This window comes from Agrobacterium sp. DKPNP3 (assembly GCF_052686535.1).
Genome location: NZ_JBQYSN010000030.1, coordinates 22,451 through 48,579 on the forward strand (window position 1 = coordinate 22,451; position 26,129 = coordinate 48,579).

Consider the following 26,129-nt stretch of genomic DNA (forward strand, 5'->3'; position numbering starts at 1 on the left):
ATTACATGTCTGAATCGCTGCAAGGCAAGATTGCGGTCATCACTGGCGCCGCATCCGGCATCGGGCTTGCCACCACAGAAGCGCTCTTGGAACAGGGTGCGACCGTGGTCATGGTCGACTGGAACGAGAAGGCCCTGAATGATCTGGTCGCCAAGCTCGGCGACCGCGCCATCCCGCAGGTCACCAATCTGCTCGATGCCGACAGCTGCAACGCGATGATCCCTGAGATCCTCAAGAAGGTCGATCATATCGACATTCTCTATTGCAACGCCGGCACCTATATTGGCGGCGATCTCACCGAAACGACCCCTGAAGCCATCGATAAGATGCTCAATCTCAACGTCAACGCCGTCATGAAGAATGTTCATGCCGTCGTGCCGCATATGTCCGAGCGCAAGACCGGCGATATCATCGTCACCTGCTCGATTGCCGGCCACTTCCCGACCTATTGGGAGCCGGTTTACTCCGGCTCGAAATGGGCGATCACCAGCTTCGTACAGGGCATGCGTCGCCAGATGATCCCCCACGGCGTGCGCGTTGCGCAGGTGTCCCCCGGCCCGGTCGTTTCCGCACTTCTTGCCGACTGGCCGGAGGAAAACCTCCGCAAGGCCAAGGAATCGGGCAGCCTCATCGATGCGAGCGAAGTGGCCGATGCCGTCGTCTACATGCTGACGCGCAAGCGCACCGTCACCATTCGCGACATGCTGGTCTTGCCGACCAACTTCGACCGCGTCTAAGACTTCAGGAGCGGCGGGGAAATCGGAACCGGTCCCGCCGCTTCAACCTAGTTAAGCACCGGATGAACCGCTCCGAGGAGTATCGTTAATGGCTTCCTATCTTGTTGGCGTCGATGTCGGGACCGGTTCGGCGCGGGCCGGTGTCTTTGATGTCGCGGGCAAGCTTCTCGCCACCGCCAAGCGCCCGATCAGCATGCACCGCGAGGATGGCGGCATTGCCGAGCAATCGAGCGGCGAGGTCTGGCAGGCGGTTTGCGATAGCGTACGCGAAAGCGTTTCGCGCGCTGGTATTAATCCGGCGGAGGTCGCCGGCATCGGTTTTGATGCCACCTGCTCGCTCGTTGTCCGCGGGCCTGACGATGAGACGTTGCCGGTTGGCGATGCCGGTCATCCGGAGCGCGATATCATCGTCTGGATGGACCACCGCGCCGTGGAACAGGCCGAGCGCATCAACGCCGGTGAACACGCGGTCCTTCAATATGTCGGTGGACGCATCTCTCCCGAAATGCAGACGCCGAAGCTTTTGTGGCTTCGGGAAAATCGGCCGGATATTTATTCCCGGGCTGAGCACTTCTTCGATCTTACGGATTTTCTGACATGGAAGGCGTCCGGCGCGCTTGATCGCTCTGCCTGCACTGTTACCTGCAAGTGGACCTATCTCGCCCATGAAAACCGCTGGGATTCGGAATATTTCGCCAAGATCGGTCTTGGAGATCTGGCCGAGCAGGGCTTTCGCCGCATCGGCGAAAGCGTCGTCCATCCGGGCACGGCGCTGGGCGCTGGGCTAACCGAAGATGCCGCACAGGCGATGGGGCTTAGAGCAGGCACCGCCGTTGCCGCGGGCCTCATCGATGCCCATGCTGGCGGTGTCGGCACAGTCGCTGCCGGCGGCGACGCTTCGAAATGCCTCGGTTATGTCTTCGGTACTTCCTCCTGCACCATGACCACCACTGCCGAACCCGCTTTTGTGCCGGGTGTCTGGGGTCCTTATTATTCCGCGATGGTTCCCGGCGCGTGGCTCAATGAAGGTGGCCAGTCCGCGGCCGGTGCGGCCATCGATTATCTGGTGCAATTGCACCCGGCCTTTGCCGAGGCGAAGGCGCTTGCCGACAAGGAAGGCAAAGCCTTGCCGGTATGGCTCGCGGACCGTGCCATCAGCCTTGCCGCATCGGCTTCTGCCGCCGCTGATATCGCTGAAGATTTTCATGTGGTGCCGGAATTTCTCGGCAACCGCGCGCCCTTCGCCGATCCGCATGCCCGCGCCGTCATCGCCGGTTATGGCATGGAAACGGGTGTGGATTCTCTCGTCGCGCTTTATGTGGCCGGACTTCTCGGCCTCGGCTACGGTCTTCGCCAGATCATCGAAACGCAGGCCCGCGATGGAGCGCCGGTGGAAACCATCAGTGTTAGCGGCGGCGCAGGTGCCCACCCGCTTGCCCGGCAGTTGCTGGCCGATGCGACGGGTTTCCCGGTCGAACTCACCGAATGCGAGGAGCCCGTACTTCTCGGCTCGGCCATGTTGGGTGCCGTCGCCGCCGGAACCTATCCGGACCTGATGGCAGCGATGCCCGCAATGTCGCGGATCGCCAGCTGTGCGGCTCCCGATCCCGCTTTCCAGAAGGTTCATCAGGCACGCTACGACGCATTTCTATCGCTTCAGAATGCGGCGCGCGCCATTCGCGCCGCCAGCCATGCCTGAACCGCGTCACACGCTTAGATCATCCGGCCGTGTAGGTCGCCAAACAACGAGGATTTCATGCAGTTTTCCGGAAAGTCCGTGATCATTACCGGTGCAGGCAAAGGCATCGGCCGCGCCTGCGCACAGCTGATGGCCGCTCGCGGCGCAGAGGTCGTGGCGATCAGCCGCACGCAGTCCGATCTCGATAGCCTGAGAAGCGAAATCGGAGGACGTTCGATCCGCGCCGATCTTGCCGACGTTAAGGCTACCCGCGCTGCCATGGCCGAAGCCGGCACCTGCGATTTTCTGATCAACAGCGCCGGCATCAACGTGCTGGAGAGCGTGCTGGATATGAGCGATGCAGGTTACGAGGCTGTGCTTGGCATCAATCTGCGTGCTGCCATCATCACATGCCAGGAATTTGCCCGCGCCCGCGTCGCGAAAGGCGGGGGCGGTGCTATCGTCAACATCACCTCGATTGCCGGCCATCGCGGTTTTCAGGATCACCTTTGCTATGCGGCCTCAAAGGCCGGGCTTGAGGGTGCGACCCGCGTGCTTGCCAAGGAACTCGGCCCGCATGGCATCCGTGTCAACGCTGTCGCCCCGACCATCACGCTTACCGAACTCGCCGCCGAAGCGTGGAACGATCCCGTCAAGAGCCAGCCGATGATGGTGCGTCATCCTCTCAACCGCTTTGCGGAGGCGGAAGAGGTGGCGGAAAGCATCGCGATGCTGCTCTCCGATGACAGCAAGATGGTTACGGGCGCCGTGCTGCCAATAGATGGCGGCTTTCTCGCCGTCTGATCTGCGGTCCGGTCGCTTAACCATTCTTGCTTATTTCGACACTTCGGTGCGCGGCGTGCGGAAGCACCGCCGCGCATTTCGCTTGTGAAACATAGAGACATCTGGTCTGAAATCAGGCCAGTAGGTGCGCGGCTCATGTCAGATCCGGGTGCCGGCCGACGAGTTGATCTCGTTTGGCCTGCAAGATCGACTTCTGCTCCTCCAGCCTCTCAAGTTCTTCATCAATCTCTTCAACACTTTTTTCAATGTGCAGATATTGCTCCGCCAGAAGCGATTTCGCTTCCTTGCGATTGGAGGCATTGGGCGTATCACCGTAGAGAGGCCGGTTGGCCGTTTCCTTGAGGAAGAAGGTCGTTGCGATACCGAAGACGGCGGCGACCATCAGGTAATAAGCCGGCATATAGATGTTCTCGGTCGCTTCCACCAGCCACGCCGTGATGGTGGGGGTGAGGCCTGCCACGATGATCGAGATGTTGAACGAGATTGCCAGTGCGCTGTACCGGATACGGGCCGGGAAGAGGGCAGGCAAGGTGGAAGCCATGATGCCGATCAGGCAGTTTAGCGCAACGGCAAGGATAAGCAGGCCGAAGAAGATCCGGACCACTTGTCCGCTGGCGATCAGATGGAAGGCCGGCAGGGAGAGGAACAGGATTGCTGTGCTGCCGACAGCGAGAAACGGCTTTCGTCCAATCCGGTCACTTAAAAGACCAATGGCAGGCTGCACGAAAAGCATCCCGACCATGACAGCGATGATGATGAGGACGCCGTGATCTTCGCTGTAGTTCAGCGTCTTCGACAGATAAGTCGGCATATAGGTAAGCAGCATGTAATAGGTCACGTTGGTCACGAGAACCATTCCGATGCAGATGGCGAGGGACCGCGTATGCTTGCTGGCGATTTCCCTGATTGGAACCATCGGCCGCTCTTTCAGCGCCTGGCGATCCTCTTCTTCAGCGCGTTGAAGGCGCTCGGTGAAGGCAGGCGTTTCTTCCGCCGCGTGGCGCAGGTAAAGGCCGATTAATCCGAGTGGTGCGGCCAGGAAGAAGGGAATACGCCAACCCCAGTCGAGGAACGTTGCCTCTCCCAACGAGGCACTCAGCAAAACGACAAAGCCCGCGCCCAGGACGAAACCGGCGATAGACCCGAAATCCAGCCAGCTGCCAAGGAAACCTCGTTTACGGTCGGGTGCATATTCTGCAACGAAAATGGCGGCACCGGTATATTCGCCGCCGACCGAAAAGCCCTGTGCGAGCTTGCAAAGCAGAAGCAGGATGGGCGCCCATATGCCAATCGTTGCATAGCCGGGAATGAGGCCAATGCAAAAGGTGCTGGCCGCCATGATGATGATGGTGAGGGAGAGTACCTTTTGACGCCCGAACTTGTCGCCCATCGCGCCAAAGAAAACGCCACCAAGCGGACGAATGAGAAATGGAACCGAAAAAGTAGCCAGTGCCGCAACGGTTTGTACAGCTGGAGCTGCCTCGGGAAAAAAGACTTTGCCCACGGCATAGGCGACGAAGCCATAGACGCCGAAATCAAACCATTCCATGGCGTTGCCGAGCGCCGCCGCCGTCACGGCCTTCTTGACCCTCTGGTCGTCGATCACAGTCACGTCATCGATGCTGAGCGGTGTCGCCTGTATTTCATCGTTCAATTGTCGTCCCCTTCAATTGCCCGCGACCAAATATCGCGCGTCTTAAAAATGCCTGATCGGCCCAACGGTTCCATTTGGTGAGCGCCGCGCGCTCTTTGGACAAAGGGGAAAATCTCCCAACGTAAAAACGCCCGGCTTGGCCGGGCGCTTAAGGATGGGGTTAAATCGAACTCAGTGATGATGCTCTGGCATCTCTTTCAGCTGATCCTTCGTCCAGGATGTGACGGCGTGTACATCACCGTCTTCATCGCGCATGAAGTCGAGATCGCTGAGGGGAACGGCAACTGGCTTTGCGCCGATCCCAAGGAATCCGCCGACGTCGATGATTGCGGTGCTGCTCGCACCAGCGCCGTGGACGTGGTCGACTTTACCGACCTTATGGTCATCTGCGCCATAAACGGTCGCGCCCTCGAGCACGGAAGGCGTCAGTTCGGTTTCCGCAAGGCGGATATGATTGCTGTGGTCCATGGTTCTTCCTCCTGTCTTGGTTCACGAAAAATAAACTCATGCGCGGAAAAACCGTTCCATCGTTTTTGCGATGCTGCACAGGTGCACGTCGCAACTTACTGCTGGCGTGAGAAAGGCGGCTTACACGGGATTCACTGCCCGGTTTGGCTGAGGCCACGTTGCGTGGCAGCCTGTACCGACAGAAATTCCACTACATCCCGCTCTTTAAGTGGCCGCGCGAAAATGTAGCCCTGTACCAGCGTGGCGCCGAGGCTTTCGAGTGTTGCCAGTTCGGCGGGTGTTTCCACCCCTTCGACCACGCATTCCAGCTCCATGTCCCGGCTGAGGGCGAGAAGCGATTTCACGATTTTGTAGCTGGCTGGTTTTTCATGCAGGTCGGTTACGAAGCTCCGGTCAATCTTGATTTTGGTGAGCGGTAACGCGTGCAGCCGGGTGAGGCTCGAGTAGCCGGTGCCGAAATCATCGAGTGAGATACCGCAGCCGAGCCGCCGCAGCATTTCGACCGACTGTTTGACCTGTTCGAAATCATGGGCAAAAGCTGTCTCGGTAATTTCGAGATCAAGACGGCGAGCATCGAATCCGCTGTTTTCGATGATGCCGATCAGAGACAGCACGCCTTCGCAGGCATTGAGGTCCTGGGCCGAAAGGTTGAACGAAAGCCGCACCGACGGCGGCCATTGTGACGCCGAAGCGAGCGCCCTCTTCAAAAGCGGCCGCGTCAGCGAACTGACGATACCCGCGCGTTCCGCTATGGCGAAGAATTGGGAAGGTGGCACCTGTCCAAGAACGGGACTACTCCATCGTGCCAGCGCTTCAAAACACGCCGTTGTTCCGTCGCGTATGTCGACCACAGGCTGGAAGACAACCGATAGCTCTTTTTCAATCTCCGTCTGTTTGAGCAGGTGTACTATGCGGGCTTCGATGTTGATCTGCTTCTCGTGTTCGGCGTCGAACAGAACGGCGTCCCCACGCCGGGTCCTCTTGGCATGATAAAGCGCGTAATCCGCCCGGTCGAAAAGCTCCTCGAGTGTCGAGGCGAGATGTGGAAACACGGCAATGCCCATGGATGCGGAAACATGAACCGTGCCCTCCGCCATATGGTAGGGCGCCCTTAATCGCTCGGAGATCGCATTGGCGTTGGCCACGAGCTGCGCGTCGTCAGGAATGACCGGAGCGATGATGGCAAATTCGTCGCCGCCCAGTCGAAAAGCCTTGCTTGCTTTCAGGCTCTCGCTGAGGCGCTTGCTGACATTTATCAATAACCTGTCGCCCACCGAGTGGCCGTAGAGGTCGTTCACCGGCTTGAAACCGTCCAGATCGATAACGCCCAAAGCCAGCCGTGTGCCATTGGCTTTCGCCTTGTCAAGCTCCGCTTCCAGATGCGCAAAAAAAGCGCGACGGTTGGGCAGTTCGGTCAGGCTGTCCCTGTTGGCAAGCAGCAGGTTCTCGTTGCTAAGTGCCTCGGTGCGCTTCTGCGAAATGACCATGTTTTCGAAATTGCGGTAATTTGTGAGCAGGATCGACATCATGCCGGTGCATACCAGCAACATATTGATGGCAATGGCGACGAAGGTCGGCTGCCGCGAGGCCAGGAAGAAGGCGATGAAGGCACCGTTGACGATGACTGTCACCATAAATGCGGCCGAGCGGACATACATCAGACAGAAGATGCACGATATGACGGTGATCGCCATGTAAAAGGCAACATGGGAACGCGTATAGGCATCGCCATAGGGCACCAGCAAAAAGGACCAGATCGTAAATGCGATGGCGATACCGCCGGCCAGTCGATTTGTCCGCCTTAATATGGCGTGAGCAACCTCAGCCGATGGCTCTATGCTCCGCGTTCTCCACCAGAAGGCTATCCTGAGCGTGCAGCCAAGCGTGAATAGAGCCGGAACGCCAACGGTCAGCCAAAGCGGTGCAAACCGAATATGTGTCGCGGCCAGCGCCCATGTGCTGGAAAGCAGGATGAAATACATCATCGGCATCTGTCGTGTGAAAGCTTGATGTTGTGCTTTCAGCAGATCATGGTTGTCGGACCGCACGGACATGAAGTCCCGCAGTTTTTGTAAGGCAGTGAGTATCGTCATTCATGCGCTCTTCAAGTACATGCGCAATTTTTAACATGCCCATCATTACATCATCGGTAAGATGCAAGGTTAACTGAGAAGAAAGGCTGGCAACCGAAAGATGTAATAGCCGTTTGTCGCAACGTTTAAACTTCTGCCCGGCCGGCGTTCCTGCGAGCGCGACGACGAGACCGTCACTTCGGCTCGTCAGGTTGGCGATCTCGTCGGTCTGAATTCCGTTCCGAAACTTCTGCACCTCAATTTTTGCGGTCGTTAAAAGTCGAACGTTTTGTTTCATGTGACCTCAAGCGGCCACGGATAGCTCATGTCGTCAGGAGACGAACATGACCTATCTTATCAAATCGCTTCAAGCATGTTTCATTCTGACTGTCGTCGCTCTGGCCGCGCCGGCGCAGGCGTCTCCATCGATGCAGACGGGCAGGATCACATCTCAGCCGATCGGACATTACGAGTTTTGTCAGAGGCATTCCGCAGAATGCCAGCCAGTCAAGTCAATGCCACCGCTTAATCTGACGCCTGATCTCTGGGCGACTATCGTGTCGGTCAACAATGCCGTCAATGTTGAGATCGACCAGAGAAGCGATATGGAAGTCTGGGGTTACGAGGACTATTGGGAATATCCCGATAACGGCGCGGGAGATTGCGAAGACCTGGCGCTGGAGAAGCGTAGGCGCCTGATGCAGGCTGGTCTCGATGTTTCGGACCTGTTGATAACGGTCGTGCGGGATGAACGCGGGGCGGGCCATGCCATCCTGACAGTGAGAACGGACCGGGGGGACTTTATCCTCGACAATATGCAGGCGAAGGTTCTGCGCTGGGATGAAACGCCCTACACCTACTTGAAACGCCAATCCACGGACCATGCCGGTCGCTGGGTGGATATTGATGGACCTGCTGCTCCGGCGATTGCAGCACGCGAGGTTGGCGAGGCGACAGCCACCTCAACCTCTGCAGCCACCCGCCGTAGCTTGTTTGACATCTTCAAATCGCGTTGATGCGACGAGAGCGGACCGTTTGACGCGACCCGCAACGCATACGTCCCGGGATCACGGCCTACCGCTGTGCGAGGCCAACACCTGTTTCCTCATCGAAGAGGTGCATGTCGGCCGGGTTGATGTCGAGGCCGATGACCTCGCCGGCCTTGACTGCGCTGCGCCCCTGCACCGCGATGACCAGCTCCGTTGTGGTGCCAAGGGTGAGGAAGGTGGCCGAGCCGGTTGTTTCGACGGCAGACACAGGCTGCGTCAACGCCGCGTCCTGCGCTCCCGTCGGCCGGATATGCTCAGGTCGAATGCCAACGATGACCCGCTTGCCCGGCGGCAGGGAAGCCAGAGTCCCGATCGACTGCTGCGGTTCGTTTTCGCCGAACTGCAACAGAAGCGAAGCGCCATCCGCGCTGACCACGGCCGGAATGAAATTCATCGCCGGTGAGCCGATGAAACCTGCGACGAAACGATTGACGGGGCGGTCGTAGAGTTCAAGCGGCGTGCCCTGCTGTTCGATCACGCCATCGCGCATCACGACGACATGGTCGGCCATCGTCATCGCCTCAATCTGATCGTGGGTGACATAAACGGAGGTGGCGTGCAGGCGATCATGCAGGGCGCGGATTTCCTTACGCATATGGACGCGCAACGCCGCATCAAGGTTGGAGAGCGGCTCGTCGAACAAGAAGGCCTGCGGATTGCGGATGATCGCCCGGCTCATCGCCACGCGCTGGCGTTGGCCGCCGGAGAGTTCGCGCGGATAACGCTTCATCAGTTTTGAAAGTCCGGTCGTGGCGGCAACGTCCTCTGCAGCCTTGCGGGCCTCCGCCTTGGCAACGCCGCGCATGCGCAGCGAATAGGTGAGGTTTTCCTCCACCGTCATATGCGGGTAGAGCGCATAAGACTGGAACACCATGGCCACGTCGCGCTTGCGTGGCGGCACACCGTTCATGAGCGTGCCGGCAATACGCATATCGCCTGCCGAAATGGTTTCCAGCCCCGCCAGCGAACGCAGAAGCGTGGACTTGCCACAGCCGGAGGGACCGACAAGCGCGACGAAGGTGCCCTTCTTGATGGAGAGATTGATGTTTTTCAGCGCATGGAAAGCACCATAATATTTGTTGACGCCGGATAGTTCGATCTGAAGGGTCATTTAAGCGCTCCTGATGTCAGGCCGGACACAATGCGGCGCTGCAAGAGAATGAAGAGGGCGAGAATGGGCGTTACATACATGGTCGCATAGGCCATGATGTTGTTCCATTCGCTGGTATTGGGGCCCATGAAGGAATTGAGGCCGACGCTGGCAGGCTGCAGTTCCGCCGCCTGGATCATCGATTTCGAATAAACGAACTCGCCGAAAGCCTGCATGAAGATGAGAATGGCGCTGACGAGGATGCCATTTCTGGCAAGCGGCAGCACGATGTTGAAAAACGCGCCGACGCGGGAGTTGCCATCCACAAGTGCGGCTTCTTCCAGCTCCTGCGGAACGGCCATGAATGTGGCGCGGACAAGCACGACGAAGAAGGGCATGCTTTTGGCGGCGATGGCGAGGACGACCGACAGGCGTGGATAATCCAGAAGTCCGAATTGCGAGAAACCGACGAAGATCGGCGTGATCATCAGCGACGCCGGCAGCACCTGCAGCATTAGGATGAGGAACAGGCCGATATCCACCCAGACATTTCGATACCGAGCCAGAACATAGGCGCAACCGACACCGAGAATGGTGATCAGCAGCACCGCACTGGAGGCGATCAGCACCGAATTCCACAGATAACGCCCCATGTTGCGGCTTTCCCACACATAGGCATAGGTCTGCCATTGCGGATCACCCGGCCAGAAGGAAGGCGGGTTGGCAAACATTTCCGAGCCGCTTTTAAGCGACGTCAGATACATCCAGTAAAGCGGGAAGAGGTAGATGATGGCGAGCACAATGGCGATAACCAGCATCAGGCGGTTGCGGTTGGTGATGCTCATCCGCGCACCTCATGCCGTGTAGAGCGCACGTAAACGACGGAGGCCAGCATGACGAATACGATCATGATGACCGATATCGTTGCGCCTTTGCCGAAATCATATTGCCGGAATGAGAGGTCCCAGGCCCAATATTGCGCCACGTTGGAACTGTTATTCGGCCCGCCATCGGTAATGGCGGCAAAAAGATCGAATTGCTGCAGCGTGAAGATCAGACCGAGCGAGACGATCGCGCCGATGGTAGAACGCATCATCGGCAGGGTGATGGTGTAAAAGCGCTGCCAGGCATTGGCGCCGTCCAGCTCCGCAGCCTCATAAAGGTCGCTCGGAATGGAGGCGAGGCCGACGGAAAGCAGGATCATGTTAAAGGAGGTGCCGAGCCAGATATTGGCGATGACGACCGCCCAGAGCGAAAAATTCGCATCCGAACGCCAGAAGATATTGCCTGATATCAGGCCGCTTTCGCGCAGGAAGAAGTTTAGCACACCGAAATCGCCTGAGAGGATCCAGTTCCAGATGGCCCCCACGACAAGGCCGGGCATGACCCACGAGACGAGGAATAGGCCGCGCAACCAGGTTGCGCCGGGAAAGTTCACCCAGAAAAACAGTGCGAGGCCAAAGCCGATAGCGAACTGCCCGGCGATCGAGGCCACGACGAAGATGACGGTATTCATCAGGATCGGCAGGGTTTCTGGCTGCCGGAACAGGTCGACATAGTTCTTGAAGCCGACGAATGGGCGCACGAAGGTGCCCAGGCTGAACATGTCGACTTCCTGAAAGCTCATGACGATGTTGTAGATGAGCGGCAGCCCGGCCATGACGAACAGGAAGCCCAAAGGAAACGCGACAAGGACGATGTCGAAACCGCGACCGTCACTGACGCTGGAAAACAGTTTTTTCATGAAACATCCTCACACGCTCCAGTCGGGGCCGCCGCCGCTTCTCGCGACAGGCAGCCCCACCGGGAGGAACCCTTGGGTGGGGGCAGGATGAACCAGCCGCCCGCCCCGATAGATCAGCCTTCGATCAGCTTTATCTTTTCAGCGGCCTGATCAAGGGCCGCCTTCGGTGTCATCTGACCCGAGAGGGCACCCTGAATGGCATCCTGAATGGCCTTGGAAATCTTTGGCCATTCTGGCGAAGGGCCACGCGGCTGGGCGTATTTCAGCTGCTCGACGAAGGTCTTCAATGCTTCGTCCTTCAGCGCATTGCCGGTCGGCGGAACCGGAATATCGGAACGCGCCGGCAATTGGCCGAAATTCTTGAACATGTCCTTGTCCTTGGAGGCGAAGAATTCGATTGCCTTGAAAGCCTCTTCCGGATGCTTCGTCTTCGAGAAGATCGCCCAGTTATAGTCGCCCATGGCCGAAGAGCGTGGTGCGTCGGGCGTTGGCACAGGCAGGAGCGCCACGCCCCAATCGAACTTGGCGTCCTTGAGCATGCGGTCGATTTCCCACGGACCTGATATCGCCATGGCAGCGTTGCCGGCATTGAACGTGGCGGTGGAGTCCCACTGGCTGCGCGTCAGCGTATCAGGCGATGCCAGCTTTTCATCCAGCATCAGTTTCCACGTCTCAAGCGCCTTCACCGCGCCGTCCGTATTGATGTTCTTGTATGTCGCTCCCGCCATCTGAGCCCAGGGCAGGAACTGGAAGGTGCCTTCTTCGTTCGCCTTGGCGCTGAAGCTGATGCCGTAGACATTCTTGGCGGGGTTGGTGAGCTTGCGGGCAGCGTCCACCAGTTCGTCCCAGGTCTGCGGCGGTTTTGCCGCATCGAGACCGGCGGCCTTGAACAGATCCTTGTTGTAATAAAGCGCGATCGTATTCGTGGCTTTCGGAACCCCGTAATATTTGCCGTCCCACGTCACGGATTTCAGCGGACCCGGAAAGTAGTTCTCCGTCTTGATGACATCCGATTTGGCGATCATGTCCGTTACGTCGAGAAACGCGCCGCGTGAGGCGAACATGGCGTGGTTGGGGTTGTCGATGGCGATGATGTCGGGCGCATTCCCGGTAGAATAGGCGCGCATGGATTCGCTGACCACATCGTCGAACTGCAATTGGCGGTATTCGATTTTGATGCCGTTATTGAGCGCGTTGAATTCCTTGATAAGATTCGGTGCGGGCTGGATATCGCGATCCAGCGACCACAGCGTCAACGTCACATCTTCCGCCTGTGCTGCAATGGCGCCAGCCGATACGCCCGCGAGCAAGAAAGCGCCGGCCATAATGCATTTCGCGATACCCATAATCTCCTCCTTTTGGTTATCGTCTTTGCAATCTCTGGAAACCTTCTCCCAAAAGGTTTCGGTTATGTCGGGTCGACGACGAAATCGCCGCCGCGGCATTTTTTCAGATAGTTCAGGCCGTGAACCTGCCCCGTCATCTCAAGCGCATCGCGATAGACGGGGTCATGCCAGCCTTCGATGTCGATCGAGCCAGACCAGCCGGCAAGGCGCAGTTCAGAAATAATGTCCGTCCAGTTGCTGTCACCGAAGCCCGGCGTGCGCATGAAGACGAACTTCTCCTTGCCGAAAATGCCGTGTTCGCGGATGACGTCCCAGCGGATGGTCGCGTCCTTGCCGTGGACGTGGAAAATCTTGTCTGCCCATTTGCGGATCTGCGGCAGCGGGTCGATGAGATAGACCATCTGGTGGCAGGGTTCCCATTCGATGCCGATGTTGTCGTCCGGCGTTTCGTTGAACATCATCTCCCAGGCATCGGGGTTATGGGCGATGTTCCAGTCTCCGGTCTGCCAGTTACCGTCCATGGCGCAGTTTTCGAAGGCAATCTTTATGCCCTTGTCGGCGGCGCGCTTGGCAAGCTCGCTCCAGATCTCCTTGTATCGAGGCAGGCTTTCCGGCAGCGGTTTGCCCCGCAGGCGGCCGGTGAAACCCGCAACGCAGGTGGCGCCGAAATGATGGGCGTTGTCGATGCAGTCTTTCCAGCCCTGCAATGTCTCAAGGTCGATATCGGTCTCTTCCAGCGGATTGCCGAACATGCCGAGCGTACCGATGGTGATGTCGCGCTCGCCGATGGCGTCAAGGCAGCGCTTGCCGAGCTCGGCAAGGTCCTGACCGTTGGTCGTCTGCCAGAAGAACGGCTCGAAACTTTCAAAGCCGAGATCGGCGATCTGGCCGATGCGTTCGGCCGCCTGGCCTTTGCTGGCGCTGACCATGGTGCCGATGCGGATGGATGTTGCCGGATTGCTCACGTTTCAGTCCTTATGCTGCAATTAACACAGGCTGGCCGAGGCGGGCGCTTTCGATCGCGCCCATTACCATGGCAAGGCTGTTGATGTTGTCGAAGGAGGCCGTTTCCGGCATCTCACCCGTGCGAATGGAGGCGAGGAACGAGAGAATGACGCTGGCATGGCCTCGCGTATCCTTCTCGGAAACATTATCGGAAACGTTTACGGTCTTGTATCCGCGCAGAAGCCCTCGGTCTTCGCCGGCCACGGAGGCGGAGAAATTGTCTTCCCCGTCCCAGACGATCATGCCCTTGGAACCGATCAGCCGCCAGCGTGCTTCCCAGCTGGTCCGCTCGCCTTCGGCGCACCAGGAACCGCGATAGGTGAAGACGACGTCATTCGAGAACTCGAATATGGCGTTGGCGCTCGCGCCATGGGCATACCAGGAGCCGGTCGGGTTCTTTTCCACGCAAAAGACGGAGAGGGGCCTTTCATTGGCGACAAAACGGGCCGCATCAAAGGTGTGGATCGCCATGTCGAGAAGCAGGACGTTCTTCATTTCTTCACGGAAGCCGCCGAAATGGGGCCCGAGGAAGAAATCACAATGGATGGCTGTCAGATCACCGATGATGCCGTCTTCCAGTGCGCGGCGGAGCCGCCGGATACCGGCTACGAACCGCCGGTTTTGCACCACAGCATGAATTTTGCCGGCTTTTTTCGCCAGTTCCACCAGAGTCGCGGCTTCTTCCATCGAGGCGGCAAGCGGCTTTTCGCTCAGCACATGGCACCCGGCCTCAAGACCGGCTTCAACCACGGCGAAGCGCGCCTGCGGGATGACGATATCGAAAAGGATGTCGGCTTTCGTTTCAGCAAGAACCGCGCGAAGATCGGTGCCGATGACCGCATCGGTAAGAGCGAATTCTTCGGCAAGCGCGCGGGCCGTGTTCTCGTTCAGATCCACCAGACCGACGATCTTGATCGCGCCGGCAATGTCTGGCGTCGATTGAATGGCGCGCAACCAGCCTCTGGCCATGGCTCCGCACCCGCATAAAACGGCATTAAAGGTCATCTCATCTCCCCGGGCTCTTGCGCAAACTCCTATTTGCGCAGAGCGTCGTAAACGTTTACGAGACTATGACGATGATGTTAGATATGTCAATACCGTTGAGGGGCGCGTTGTTTGCGCGCCGGGCCAGGGAGGGGAGTGCATGAAAGGAATTCGCCAGCTTGCCGATTATCTGGAGATATCGATAGGCACCGTTTCCCGCGCTCTGAACGGCAAGCCGGATGTGAACGAAGAGACGCGGCGGCGTGTTCTGGAAGCGGCCGAAAAACTGGGTTATGTCGCAAACCAGTCCGGCCGCAGCCTGCGGCAGGGAACCACGAATGTCATCGGCCTGATGACCGGTAGCGACGCGCAGACGGTTGAAAACTCCGACAACTTCTTCCTGGGCGTGACGGATGGTCTGCAAAGCGTGTTTTCAGCACATAATCTCGATCTCATCGTTCTGCCTTGCCCAGGTGAAGAGGACCCGGATGAATATCTGAAGCGCATGGTCGCGCGGCGCATGGTGGATGCTATGATCATTTCCGCCACCCGGCGTACCGACAAACGCGTGGATTTCCTGAAGCAGAACCGGCTGCCTTTCGTGTCGCTCGGCCGCACGGCCTCCAGCGACAATCACGCCTGGATCGATCTCGATTTCGAGGGGGTAGCAAAATGTGCCGTCGATCGTCTTGTCGCTGCCGGGCATCGTTCGATCGCGGTTGCCGCACCGGACAGCGATATCAATCTCGGTTACGTTTTCCTCGAAGGATACAGGCGGGCGCTCGAAGACAACGGCATTGCCTATGACTCCTCTCTGGTCATCCGGGCGAAATCCAGCGAGCAAGGCGGTTATCACGCCGCCAGCGAATGGCTGCAGATGCGGCCCCGGCCAACCGCGATCGTGCTGATCTACGAGCTGATGGCTGTTGGTCTCTATCGCCGCCTTGCCGAAGCTGGTCTGAAACCGGGGCGGGATCTTGCCGTGGTCGGCTTCCGCGACGGGCCGCGCGGCCAGTTTCTGGAACCGCGCCTCACCAGTTTTCGCATGTCCCTGCACGATCTCGGTGTGACTGTAGCACAGACATTGTTATCGACCATGCCGGCTTACGCGCCCTTTTATCCCGATCAGCCCAGGCATTGCATTTGGCCGATGCTGCTCGTCCCGGGAGAGAGCGATCAGGCTCCGGGCTCTTAGAGCTGCTGCAAGCAGAAACGTCATGGGTAAGGCGGACTGTGCAATGGCTGGAGGATGAGCAGGCCCGACGGCTGACACAGACTTGCCGTGCTTTAGCATTTCCAAGCGGCCTATTTACCGCACATGAGGAACACTGCGCACTTTGAAGATGCGCGGTGTTCTGAAGTGTTGCGACGAGACAGCAAAGAGGCTGAGCCTCCATGCTGTGCTGATCAGCCGATTTTCACGTTGTCGTCGCGCTTGATGGCGATGATGGTAGAGCGTGGCAGCTTTCCCTCGCCGTCGGGGAAGGGCGCGTCGGGATGCTGGATGCCAACGAAGTGAGTGCGTTTGTCCGCCGACCAGGTCTGGCCGGTGACTTCGGAACCCTTCGGTGCAGTCAGGAAGCGCTCGATACGACCGGTTGCCGGGTCGCCTGCCAGCATCTGGTTGTTGCCCTGGCCGGCGAAATTGCCTTCGTTGGTGTCCTCGCCATCGGTCTGGATCCAGAGCAGGCCGGTGCTATCGAACATCATACCGTCAGGCGAATTGAACATGTTGCCTTCGTTGATGTTCGAGGACCCTGCATAGGCATCCTTGTGAACGGAAGGGTTGCCGGCCATGCAGAACAGGTCCCACTTGAACTTTGTGTCCGCGTGGTCGTCATTTTCGGGGTACCAGCGCACGATCTGGCCGTATTCGTTCTTTTCGCGCGGGTTGGCGGCATTGATTGCCATGGCGTCGCCGCCCGCATTGCTGCGCAGCTTGCCGTCCTTCATTTCACCGCGACGGCTGTTGTTGGTCAGCGCGCAATAGGCTTCGATGGCGACCGGGTTGATGGCAACCCATTCCGGGCGGTCCATTGTCGTCGCACCGACCTTGGAAGCGGCCTGACGGGTGAGGACGCAGATTTCGTCGATCTTCATGCCTGTCGTTTCCGGCGTCAGGGCGAGCCATTCGCCGGCCCCGTCATCGGAGAACTTGGCGACGAAGAGAGTGCCTTCGTCGAGCAGCTTAGAGGTGTCGCCGCCGGGCACGTAAATGCCGTTGGAGACGAATTTATAGAGGAATTCACCGCGTTCATCATCGCCCATGTAAACGACTACACGGCCGTCACGGGCAACCACCACGGCGGCGTTTTCATGCTTGATGCGGCCAAGCGCAGTGCGCTTGATGGGGGTGGATTTGGCGTCCGAAGGATCGATCTCGACCACGTAACCGGCGCGGCGCGGTTCGTTGGGGTTCTTGGCGACGTCGAAGCGCTTGTCGAACTTCTCATAGGCGTAGCGCGTCTCGGCGACGATGCCGTAACGCTTGTAATCGTCAGGCAATTTGAAGGCGGCGTCGGTGGTGCCGAAATAGCCATTGAAGTTTTCTTCGCAGGTGAGATAGGTGCCCCAGGGCGTGCGGCCGGCGCCGCAATTGTTGAAGGTTCCGAGACAGTCGACACCATCAGGGTCGGCGGCGGTCTTGACGAGGTCGGAGCCTGCGGCCGGGCCGGAAAGCTTCATCGGCGTATTGTGGTGGATGCGGCGATTGAAGGGGCTGTCGAGAACGATCTTCCAGCCATCCTTGTCTTCCGCCACTTCCATGACGGTGACACCCTGCATGTTCTGCAGGATCTTCACGTCGTCAGCCGTCTTCGGATTGCCCTTGTCAGTGTGCGGCAGGTTGGTTTCCGGGTTTACATATTCATGATTGACGGCAATCAGTTGATGGTTGCCGACGACAAAAAGCTCCATGCCATCGGTGTTTTCACCGAAGACCTTGTCCGAGTTTTCAACGCTGACGCCCTTGGCGGGGTCGAGATCGGGAATGTTGGAGAACAGCGGCTGGCCCCATTTCGCCAGCGGCTTCCAGTTATAGCCTTCCGGAACATGGATGGTGTGGTCGGTGGCGGCGGCAACCGGCTTGAAGGGGAAACGGCCGACGGCGGCTTCCTGCGCCTCAGCCGAGGTGCTGCTCATCAGATTGCCGAGCGTGCCCATGGCGGCTGCGGCCGAACCGAAGGCGAGTACGCCGCCGAGAAAACCGCGGCGGGAAAGTGCGGTCTCAACGACTCGGTCGAAGTCGGTTTCGGCCGGCGGAGGGTTCTGAAGTTCGTCCCACTCGTCCCAGGACAGTTTGCTTTTATCGATGTTGGTCATATCCGTGTCTCCACCGTTCAATCTGGAATCGTTCCAGATAGGTGCGTACCGGTCGATTGTTTCACTCGGATGACGGGAATGGAGCTTTTTAATATGGAGTCTACGGGCGACTAGAACGCCATTTTGCCCGCATTGCGCGAAGTCGGCCGGAACTGGAGCGCAAGTGAAGGCCTGAGGGCCGGTGTGAACCGCCACTCCTTCGGGTTGCGCTTAGAGATTATCGGAAGCGCGGAGGGGTGCCGATAACGCGGAATCACCCGACTTGGTATGAAACTGTGCCGCGCGGGCTGGCGTGCCCGGGCGGTTTCGCGTTTCAGCAAAAGATATGTTCGCGATGGATCTCAGAAAAACGCCTGAATTCCCGTCTGCGCCCGGCCGAGGATCAGCGCATGGACGTCATGCGTTCCCTCATAGGTGTTGACCGTTTCGAGGTTCTGGGCGTGACGCATGACGTGATATTCGATCTGGATGCCGTTGCCGCCATGCATGTCGCGGGCTTGGCGGGCAATGTCCAGCGCCTTGCCGCAATTGTTGCGCTTGACGATGGAAATCATCTCCGGCGCCATTTTATGCTCGTCCATCATTCGGCCAACGCGCAGCGATGCCTGAAGGCCAAGCGCGATTTCCGTCTGCATGTCGGCGAGCTTCTTCTGGTAAAGCTGGGTACCGGCGAGCGGCTTGCCGAACTGCTTGCGGTCCAAACCATATTGGCGGGCGCGCAGCCAGCAATCTTCGGCAGCGCCCATCACGCCCCAGGAAATGCCGTAGCGGGCGCGGTTGAGGCAGCCGAACGGGCCCTTCAGGCCGGAGACGTTGGGCAACAGTGCGTCTTCGCCGACTTCCACGCCATCCATGACGATCTCGCCCGTTATAGAGGCGCGCAGCGAAAGCTTGCCGCCGATCTTGGGAGCGGAAAGGCCCTTCATGCCCTTTTCCAGCACGAAGCCGCGGATCTCGTTGCCATGCGCTTCGGATTTGGCCCAGACCACGAAGACATCGGCGATCGGGGCGTTGGAAATCCACATCTTCGAACCGCGCAGGCGATAACCGCCCTCGATCTTCTCGGCGCGGGTCTTCATGCCGCCGGGATCGGAACCGGCATCCGGCTCGGTGAGGCCGAAACAGCCGATCAGTTCGCCGGAAACGAGGCCCGGCAGGTATTTCTTCTTCTGTTCGTCCGAGCCGTAAGCGAAAATCGGGTGAATGACGAGCGAGGACTGAACGCTCATCATTGAGCGGTAACCGCTATCGATCCGCTCCACCTCGCGGGCGACGAGACCATAGGCCACATAGCTTGCATTGGCCGCGCCATATTCCTCCGGCAGGGTAACGCCAAGCAGGCCGGTGCGGCCCATCAGGCGAAAGAGTTCCGGCTCCGTGGTTTCGGAAAGATAGGCCTCGGACACACGCGGCATAAGTTCCGATTTGCCGAAGGCTGCGGCGGCGTCGCGGATCATCCGCTCATCATCGGTCAGTTGGTCTTCCAGCAGAAAAGGGTCCTGCCAATTGAATGCTGCGCGTTCGCTCACGTGATGCCTCCGGATTTGCTGGCCGGATTATTCTTATCCCACCCCCTGCACGCAAGCCATGTTTACTCATTTTTGCATTACCTATAGTAATAGCTCATGACATCACTCAGCCGTAAACTCCTGCCATCCACCAGCGCGCTCGCCGCTTTCGATTCCGTGGCGCGGCTGGGCAGTTTCTCCGCCGCCGCCGATGAGCTGGCGCTGACGCAGGGGGCGATCAGCCGGCAGGTTATGTCACTCGAAGAACAGCTTGGTGTGCGCCTGTTCGAGCGCGGTGCCCGAGGCGTCGCGCTGACCGCCGAAGGACGGGTCTACGCAAAATCGATCGCGGCGGCGCTTGGCGAGATACGCTCCGCTTCGCTTCAGATCATGACCAAAACGCATGGCAATACGCTGAACCTCGCCATGCTGCCCACCTTCGGCACCCGCTGGCTCTTGCCGCGCATCCCGGACTTCGTGGCGAACCATCCGGAAATCACCATCAATTTCGCCACTCGCATCGGCCAGTTCGACTTTGAGCGCGAGCAGCTGGACATGGCGATCCATATCGGTCAGGCCGACTGGCCGGGAGCGGAGAGCACCTTTCTCATGCATGAAATGGTGGCCCCGGTGTGCAGCCCGCAATTCCTCAGCGCCCACCCGGTGGAAAGCGGCGACGATATCGCCGCCCTGCCGTTGCTGCACATGGCCTCGCGGCCGGGGGCATGGGGGCACTGGTTCGAAAGCCTCGGCCTGTCACTCGCCCTGCCGCAGGGCATGCGGTTTGAGCAGTTCTCAAGCGTCGCGCAGGCCTGCATCGCCGGGCTTGGCGTGGCGCTCATGCCGCTGTTCCTGATCGATAACGAGCTGAAATCCAAACAGCTGGTCAAAGCCTTCGACCATCAGGCAAAAAGTCCCAGTTCCTATTATGCGGTGGCGCCGCTTTCGCGCGCCAATCACGTTCCGGTCGTTCTGTTTCGGGATTGGCTGGTGCGCCAGGTAGAGGCTTATCGCGCCGCCAGCACACCGACCCTGTAAAAATAATCGCTCTTTTTTCGGGCATTTAACCGGTGTGCCCAGCTTTTCGCCTTATTTTGACGGGGCAGGACTCGACAGCGGGGCACGCCTCGCTTATTCTGATTAAACGTTTAATCTACTCTCCGGACCATTCATGGCATCGTCACGGCCTGCCACCAATCTGAGCGCGATAGCAGCGGCACTCGGCGTGTCGGTGGCAACCGTTTCCAATGCGCTTTCCGGCAAGGGCCGTGTTTCACCGGAGCTGGTGGAGCGTATCCGCAGGACGGCAAGCGAACTGGGTTACGTGCCGAGTTCTGCGGGCAGGGCGCTACGCACCGGCAAATCGGGCGTCTTGGGGTTGGTACTGCCCGATATCGCCAACCCTCTTTTCCCCCAAATCGCCCAGGCCATCGAAAAGGCGGCGGTCAATGCCGGTTACGGCGTGCTGATTGCCGATGCGCGCGGCGAAATCGCCATGCAGACGGATGCCATCAACCGTCTGATCGAGCGCGGGGTGGATGGCATGGTCATCGTTCCCCGCCGCGGCACGCGTATCTCCAATGTCGATTGTCCGGTTGCGGTCATCGACAGCCCATCAACGCCCGGAAACACCGTCGCCGCCGACCATTGGGATGGCGGGCGGCAGGTGGGCGATTATCTGGCAAGCCTTGGGCACCGCAAGGTGGTGCTTGTCGGCAAGAACCGCGAATCCAACGTGCAGAACGACCGTCTCGGCGGCATTCGTGATGGTCTCGGCAAGACCTGTGTGACCCGGACGCTCTGGATCGACGGCCTCGAAGAGGTTGATGGTGCCGGCTGCCGGCTGGGACTTGCCGATCTGGTTGCGGAAGGTTTCACCGCCTTTGCCGCCATATCCGACCTGCATGCGTTGCGGGCGCTAACCGAATTGCAGCGCGAGGGTATCGAGGTGCCGGAGAAGGCAAGCGTCACCGGATTTGACGACCTCATCTTTTCCGCCGTCGTCACCCCGCCGCTCACGACCATGCGCATGGATATGGGCCGCATCGCCGATCTGGCGGTTGGAGCCTTGCTGCGCGCCATCGACAGCGCGGGCGAAAACGGCATCGCGGGCGAAGTGACCGCTGATATTTCGAAAGTACCGATGGCGCTGATCATGCGCGGCTCCACCGGCAAGACAAAGCATGATGCGATTGAAGCCAAAAAAACGACAGCAGGAGAACTCACACCATGAAAAAGTTCATTTTTGCATCGGGCACCGCCCTGATGCTGACGATGGGAGCGGCGCAGGCGCAGGACAAGACTCTGACGATTTCCGTCTATGCCTTCGCGCAGGATGAATTCAAGGAACTGGTCTATACGCCGTTCGAAAAGCAATGCGGCTGCAAGCTGGTCGTCGAGACCGGCAACAGCGTCGAGCGTCTGGCCAAGATGGAAGCCAACAAGGCCAATCCGGTTGTCGATCTCGCTATCGTTTCCATGGCCGATGCATTGTCGGCCACCCGCAAGGACCTGATCCAGAAGATCGATGCTTCCAAGGTTCCGAATATTGGAAAGCTCTATGACATCGCCAAGGATCCGAATGGCGACGGCATGAGCGTCGGTGTCAATTTCTACGCCACCTCAATCGTTTACCGCACCGACAAGATGAAGATCGACAGCTGGGCCGACCTTTTGAAGGACGGCATCGTCGATCACGTCGCCTTCCCGAACGTTACCACCAATCAGGGCCCGCCGGCGCTTTACATGCTGGGCAAGGCCATCGGCAAGGATACGCCTGATCTTGCCGGCGCAATCGAAGCCGTGGGTGAGAAGAAGGACGAGATCGTCACTTTCTACGTCAAGTCCTCGCAGCTGGTGCAGCTCATGCAGCAGGAAGAAATCTGGGCAGCCCCGATCGGCCGCTTCTCCTGGGCGCCGTTCACCAAGCTCGACCTGCCGCTTGCCTGGGCAACGCCCAAGGAAGGCCAGACCGGCGGCATGAACGTGCTCGTCGTAGCGAAGGGTACGAAGAACGAAGATCTCGCGCTGCAGTTCATGGATTTCTGGCTTTCGACCGACGTTCAGAAGGCTCTCGCCGAAAAGCTGGTGGACAGCCCGACCAACAGGGAAGTCAAGGTTTCCGACGAGGTGGCGAACAACATCACCTATGGCGACGAGACCGCGAAGAGCCTGCAGCTCATTCCTTCCGACGTGACGCTCGATAACCGCGACATGTGGCTGTCGGAGTGGAATGCGAAGGTCGGCCAGTAAGTCATTTCACCGTTTGGAATGGGGCATCGTCCGGAAGGGCGGCTCCATTCCCGGAAAAGCGGTTCGGTCGTCCCCTGACCGCTTTTCCGCCTCTTTTGATCATAGGCCGGTCCGTCCGGCTGCCGTAACAACCGGCCTCATGGCCGTTCAGGAAATAACCCATGTTTCAAAACCGGGCCGAAGCGCTGGCGCTTGCCTTGCCCGCTGCGATTTTCGCGGCGGCGGTCTTTCTTGTGCCGGTCTTCATGCTTCTGTCGGAGGGCTTTCGCACCGCTGACGGCTGGACGCTGTCGGCCTATGCCGCTTTCTTTTCCGATCCGCTGAACCAGACGGTTTTCCTGCGTACGCTGAAGCTCGGCGCGCTCGTCACTGTCGTTTCGGCGGTGGTGGGCTATGCGGCGGCTTTCGCCATCGTTAACCTGTCGCCGGGCACGAAGGGCCATGTCGTCAATCTCGTCGTGCTGCCGCTGATGATCTCGCCGGTTGCCCGCACCTATGCCTGGATCGTCATTCTTGGAAGGACCGGCATCGTTAACCAGGCGCTGCAGGCGGTGGGCCTGAGTGACGGGCCGATCCGCATCCTGTTTTCCGAAACGGCCGTCTTCATCGGCCTTCTGCAACTCTTCCTGCCATTGATGATCATCTCGCTCATCAGCGCCTTGGAAAACATGCCGAAGGATACGATCGCGGCCGCCCGCGTGCTCGGCGCAAACTGGTTTCAGGTATTCTGGAAGGTTATCTTGCCGCTTACCAAGGAAGGGCTTGTCGTCGGCGGCACGCTGGTCTTTACCGGTTCGCTGACGGCCTACATCACGCCTGCCATTCTCGGCGGTTCGAAGGTGTTGATGCTGGAAACCCTGCTTTACCAGCAGGTCACGGTTTCCAACAATTTCGTCGCCGCCAGCGTCATCGCCTTCATCCTGATCGTCATGAGCTTTGCCGCCAATATCCTGCTGAAGCGCATCGCCACCGCGAGGAACAAGAAATGACCCGGCAGCTCTTCATTCCGCTCACGCTTCTGCTTGTCGTCGGTTTCCTGATCGGGCCGTTCCTCATCATCGTCGCGGCCTCGTTTTCGGCCGGCGATACGCTCGCCTTTCCGCCGCAGGGCTTTTCACTGAAGTGGATCGCAAAGGTCTTCACGGTGGAAAGTTTTCGCGAGAGCTTCGCAATGTCGATGTTCCTTGCCATCGGCGGCACGTTTACGGCGCTCATCCTCGGCATTCCCGCTTCCTACGCCATGTCGCGCTACAAGCTGCCCTTCGCAGAAACCGTGCGCACCATCGTTTCCGCGCCGATAATCGTGCCCGGCATCATCGTGGGTCTCGCGCTGCTGCGTTATTTCGTCGTGCCTTTCGGCATCGGCATCACGCTCGCTTTGTTTCTCGCCCACACCGCGCTCATCCTGCCCTATGCGGTGCGCGTGGTTTCAGCCAGCCTCAACAATCTGCGCTCCGATATCGAGGAGGCGGCGGTGCTGCTCGGCTCGTCGCGGCTTGGCGCATTTTTCCGCGTGGTGCTGCCGAATATCCGCGGCGGCATCCTTTCGGCTTTCATTCTCGGTTTCGTGACGAGTTTCAACCAGGTGCCGGTATCGCTGTTCCTGTCCGGTCCCGGTGTGCGCACGCTGCCCATCGATATGTTAGGATACATGGAAATCGTATTCGATCCTTCCGTGGCTGCCCTTTCTTCGCTGCTCGCCTTCCTTTCCATCGGCATCGTCTTCATGGCCGAACGTTTCCTGGGGTTCTCCCGTTATGTCTGACGCAAACTATCTTTCGCTCCAAAAAATCTCGCTTGCTTACGGCGGCAATGTCGCCGTCAAGGATCTCGATCTCGATATCCGCAAGGGCGAATTGCTCGCGCTTCTCGGACCATCAGGCTGCGGCAAGACCACGACGATGCGCGCCATTGCCGGGCTGATGCCGGTGGCGGGCGGCCGTATCGATCTCGATGGCGCCGATATTACCCGCGTCGCCGCCAACAAGCGCGCCGTTGGGCTGGTGTTCCAGTCCTATGCGCTCTTCCCACATCTGACGGTCTATGAAAACGTCGCCTTCGGCCTGAAACTCAAGGGCATGAGCGGCAAGGCGCTGGAGGACAAAGTCGCCTCCGGCCTGAAATCGGTCGGCCTTTCCAATTTCGCCTCGCGCAAGCCGGCGGAACTGTCAGGCGGCCAGCAGCAGCGTGTGGCGCTGGCGCGCTCCATGGTCATGGAGCCGAAAGTGTTGCTTCTCGATGAGCCGCTCTCCAATCTCGATGCCCGCCTGCGCCTTGAAATGCGGACCGAACTGCAGCGCGTGCAGAAGGAGACGGGTGTGACGATGATTTTCGTCACCCATGACCAGATCGAGGCGCTCGCGCTTGCCGACCGCATTGTCGTCATGAAGGGCGGCAAGATTGAGCAGATCGGCACGCCCGAAGAGATTTATAACGCGCCGGTTTCCTCTTTCGTGGCTGACTTTGTCGGCTTTGAAAACATCTTCGCGCTGGAAGGCGGCGCTTTGAAAACCGCCACAGGCACAACACAGCTTCCCGGACCAGTCCGTTCAGCATCTGGACTGGCTTGGCGGCCGCGCATGGTTACCCTCGGTTCAGGTCCTTACCAGGGAACCGTGCGCGGTACATCCTTTGCCGGAAACAGCCGCGAATATCTGCTCGATACGCCGCTTGGCTCCATCAAGGCGGAAACCGATGCGGCGCTTGGCGCTCACGCCATTGGTGATACGCTTGCTTTCGACCTGCCGGTCGAGAAAGCGGCGGCCCTAAAGGTGTTCAACTGACCATGGGTGTGTGGATCGATACCGATATGGGCTTCGACGATATTGCCGCCATCATGGTGGTGCAGTCGGCAGGCCTTGCCATTGACGGAATCTCGCTGGTCTTCGGCAATGCGACGCTGGAGGCGGTCTGCCGCAACGCCGCCGGTGCCGCAGCAAGCTTCGGCTGGTCCATGCCAATCCATCAGGGCCGCGCCATGCCTGTGCTCGGCGCGCTCGAAACCGCGCAGTCGATCCTCGGGGATAGCGGCATTCCGACCGTCGGCCAAAGCCTGCCGGATGCGCCGGCTCTGCCGAAAAGCGATGCCTTTGCCGCACTTTGCAATTGGCTGGAAGAAGAGGGCGAAAAGCGCATTCTCGCGCTCGGCCCGCTCACCAATATCGCCGCCCTGTGTCTCGCGCGACCCGATCTTGCTGCCAGAATTTCCGACCTGACCTGGATGGGTGGCGGGCTCACCAGCGGTAACCACACGGCATCGGCCGAATTCAACGCCTTTGCCGATCCCGAGGCGCTGGCGATCGTGCTTTCCCACGGCCTGCCGCTGCGCATGGTCGATCTCGATGCCTGCCGCAAGGTCACGGCCTCGCCCGCCGATGTGCTGCCGATCCGCGCTGCCGGCGGCAGGAATGCCGGGCT

24 protein-coding genes are annotated in these 26,129 nt (G+C 59.1%); 12 read left to right on the forward strand and 12 right to left on the reverse strand.

Features of this window, described 5'->3' with window-relative positions; translation table 11 throughout:
- Positions 1-5 precede the first annotated feature (5 nt).
- The 3 genes from ACUTJJ_RS10825 (at position 6) to ACUTJJ_RS10835 (ending at position 3,219) form a co-directional block, all read left to right on the forward strand.
- Entirely contained in the window at positions 6-737 is a 732-nt protein-coding gene (locus ACUTJJ_RS10825; protein WP_004438213.1) for an SDR family oxidoreductase, read from the forward strand.
- 88 nt (positions 738-825) lie between these two features.
- On the forward strand, positions 826-2,436 hold the full coding sequence (locus ACUTJJ_RS10830) for an FGGY-family carbohydrate kinase (protein WP_445542124.1): 1,611 nt from the start codon (positions 826-828) through the stop codon (positions 2,434-2,436).
- A gap of 57 nt (positions 2,437-2,493) precedes the next feature.
- The gene (locus ACUTJJ_RS10835; protein ID WP_063946931.1) at positions 2,494-3,219 is read left to right on the forward strand and encodes an SDR family oxidoreductase; all 726 of its coding nucleotides are present in this window, start codon (positions 2,494-2,496) and stop codon (positions 3,217-3,219) included.
- A gap of 133 nt (positions 3,220-3,352) precedes the next feature.
- Here the strand turns inward: ACUTJJ_RS10835 and proP are convergent, their stop codons facing one another.
- The 4 genes from proP to ACUTJJ_RS10855 all read right to left on the reverse strand — a co-directional run bounded on the left by proP (position 3,353) and on the right by ACUTJJ_RS10855 (position 7,711).
- Positions 3,353-4,873, reverse strand: coding sequence for a glycine betaine/L-proline transporter ProP (proP, locus tag ACUTJJ_RS10840; RefSeq protein WP_445542125.1), 1,521 nt, complete (start codon positions 4,871-4,873; stop codon positions 3,353-3,355).
- Between the two features lie 171 nt (positions 4,874-5,044).
- Complete coding sequence (locus tag ACUTJJ_RS10845; RefSeq protein ID WP_445542126.1) at positions 5,045-5,341, reverse strand: PRC-barrel domain-containing protein; 297 nt, start codon at positions 5,339-5,341, stop codon at positions 5,045-5,047.
- Between the two features lie 131 nt (positions 5,342-5,472).
- Entirely contained in the window at positions 5,473-7,434 is a 1,962-nt protein-coding gene (locus ACUTJJ_RS10850; RefSeq protein ID WP_445542127.1) for a putative bifunctional diguanylate cyclase/phosphodiesterase, read from the reverse strand.
- Positions 7,370-7,711, reverse strand: coding sequence for a hypothetical protein (locus tag ACUTJJ_RS10855; RefSeq protein ID WP_445542128.1), 342 nt, complete (start codon positions 7,709-7,711; stop codon positions 7,370-7,372). Before ACUTJJ_RS10855 ends, ACUTJJ_RS10850 begins: the two co-directional genes overlap by 65 nt.
- 46 nt (positions 7,712-7,757) lie before the next feature.
- Here ACUTJJ_RS10855 and ACUTJJ_RS10860 point away from each other — a divergent pair, with 46 nt between their 5' ends.
- On the forward strand, positions 7,758-8,429 hold the full coding sequence (locus tag ACUTJJ_RS10860) for a transglutaminase-like cysteine peptidase (RefSeq protein ID WP_445542129.1): 672 nt from the start codon (positions 7,758-7,760) through the stop codon (positions 8,427-8,429).
- Positions 8,430-8,487: 58 nt separating this feature from the next.
- Here the strand turns inward: ACUTJJ_RS10860 and ACUTJJ_RS10865 are convergent, their stop codons facing one another.
- The 6 genes from ACUTJJ_RS10865 to ACUTJJ_RS10890 form a co-directional block, all read right to left on the reverse strand.
- Positions 8,488-9,573, reverse strand: a complete 1,086-nt coding sequence (locus tag ACUTJJ_RS10865) for an ABC transporter ATP-binding protein (protein WP_445542130.1) — start codon at positions 9,571-9,573, stop codon at positions 8,488-8,490.
- Positions 9,570-10,397, reverse strand: a complete 828-nt coding sequence (locus tag ACUTJJ_RS10870; RefSeq protein ID WP_445542131.1) for a carbohydrate ABC transporter permease — start codon at positions 10,395-10,397, stop codon at positions 9,570-9,572. The genes ACUTJJ_RS10865 and ACUTJJ_RS10870 overlap by 4 nt, the downstream gene beginning before the upstream one ends.
- Positions 10,394-11,296, reverse strand: a complete 903-nt coding sequence (locus tag ACUTJJ_RS10875; RefSeq protein WP_209091396.1) for a carbohydrate ABC transporter permease — start codon at positions 11,294-11,296, stop codon at positions 10,394-10,396. The genes ACUTJJ_RS10870 and ACUTJJ_RS10875 overlap by 4 nt, the downstream gene beginning before the upstream one ends.
- A gap of 113 nt (positions 11,297-11,409) precedes the next feature.
- Positions 11,410-12,642, reverse strand: a complete 1,233-nt coding sequence (locus tag ACUTJJ_RS10880) for an ABC transporter substrate-binding protein (RefSeq protein WP_063946939.1) — start codon at positions 12,640-12,642, stop codon at positions 11,410-11,412.
- 62 nt (positions 12,643-12,704) lie between these two features.
- Positions 12,705-13,607, reverse strand: a complete 903-nt coding sequence (locus ACUTJJ_RS10885) for a sugar phosphate isomerase/epimerase family protein (protein WP_445542132.1) — start codon at positions 13,605-13,607, stop codon at positions 12,705-12,707.
- Between the two features lie 10 nt (positions 13,608-13,617).
- On the reverse strand, positions 13,618-14,652 hold the full coding sequence (locus tag ACUTJJ_RS10890; protein WP_445542133.1) for a Gfo/Idh/MocA family protein: 1,035 nt from the start codon (positions 14,650-14,652) through the stop codon (positions 13,618-13,620).
- A gap of 139 nt (positions 14,653-14,791) precedes the next feature.
- On the opposite strand from ACUTJJ_RS10890, the gene ACUTJJ_RS10895 reads away from it, so the two are divergent.
- The gene (locus tag ACUTJJ_RS10895) at positions 14,792-15,826 is read left to right on the forward strand and encodes a LacI family DNA-binding transcriptional regulator (RefSeq protein ID WP_209091402.1); all 1,035 of its coding nucleotides are present in this window, start codon (positions 14,792-14,794) and stop codon (positions 15,824-15,826) included.
- A 212-nt stretch (positions 15,827-16,038) separates the two neighbouring features.
- On the opposite strand, the gene ACUTJJ_RS10900 is transcribed toward ACUTJJ_RS10895, so the two are convergent.
- On the reverse strand, positions 16,039-17,952 hold the full coding sequence (locus ACUTJJ_RS10900; protein WP_445542134.1) for a PhoX family protein: 1,914 nt from the start codon (positions 17,950-17,952) through the stop codon (positions 16,039-16,041).
- 341 nt (positions 17,953-18,293) lie between these two features.
- The gene (locus ACUTJJ_RS10905; RefSeq protein WP_445542135.1) at positions 18,294-19,481 is read right to left on the reverse strand and encodes an acyl-CoA dehydrogenase; all 1,188 of its coding nucleotides are present in this window, start codon (positions 19,479-19,481) and stop codon (positions 18,294-18,296) included.
- Positions 19,482-19,577: 96 nt separating this feature from the next.
- On the opposite strand from ACUTJJ_RS10905, the gene ACUTJJ_RS10910 reads away from it, so the two are divergent.
- The 7 genes from ACUTJJ_RS10910 to ACUTJJ_RS10940 form a co-directional block, all read left to right on the forward strand.
- Positions 19,578-20,498, forward strand: coding sequence for a LysR family transcriptional regulator (locus tag ACUTJJ_RS10910; protein WP_209091408.1), 921 nt, complete (start codon positions 19,578-19,580; stop codon positions 20,496-20,498).
- 133 nt (positions 20,499-20,631) lie between these two features.
- Complete coding sequence (locus tag ACUTJJ_RS10915) at positions 20,632-21,693, forward strand: LacI family DNA-binding transcriptional regulator (RefSeq protein WP_445542136.1); 1,062 nt, start codon at positions 20,632-20,634, stop codon at positions 21,691-21,693.
- Positions 21,690-22,712 carry an ABC transporter substrate-binding protein gene (locus tag ACUTJJ_RS10920; RefSeq protein WP_445542137.1) on the forward strand — a complete coding sequence of 341 codons (1,023 nt, stop codon included), beginning with the start codon at positions 21,690-21,692 and terminating at the stop codon, positions 22,710-22,712. Before ACUTJJ_RS10915 ends, ACUTJJ_RS10920 begins: the two co-directional genes overlap by 4 nt.
- Positions 22,713-22,873: 161 nt before the next feature.
- On the forward strand, positions 22,874-23,701 hold the full coding sequence (locus tag ACUTJJ_RS10925; protein ID WP_209091413.1) for an ABC transporter permease: 828 nt from the start codon (positions 22,874-22,876) through the stop codon (positions 23,699-23,701).
- A complete protein-coding gene (locus ACUTJJ_RS10930; RefSeq protein ID WP_006315562.1) occupies positions 23,698-24,477 on the forward strand; it encodes an ABC transporter permease in 780 nt (259 codons plus the stop codon). The genes ACUTJJ_RS10925 and ACUTJJ_RS10930 overlap by 4 nt, the downstream gene beginning before the upstream one ends.
- Positions 24,470-25,495, forward strand: a complete 1,026-nt coding sequence (locus ACUTJJ_RS10935; RefSeq protein ID WP_445542138.1) for an ABC transporter ATP-binding protein — start codon at positions 24,470-24,472, stop codon at positions 25,493-25,495. Before ACUTJJ_RS10930 ends, ACUTJJ_RS10935 begins: the two co-directional genes overlap by 8 nt.
- A gap of 2 nt (positions 25,496-25,497) precedes the next feature.
- Positions 25,498-26,129 (forward strand): nucleoside hydrolase (locus tag ACUTJJ_RS10940; RefSeq protein WP_445542139.1); only part of this gene is annotated, 632 nt, incomplete at its 3' end.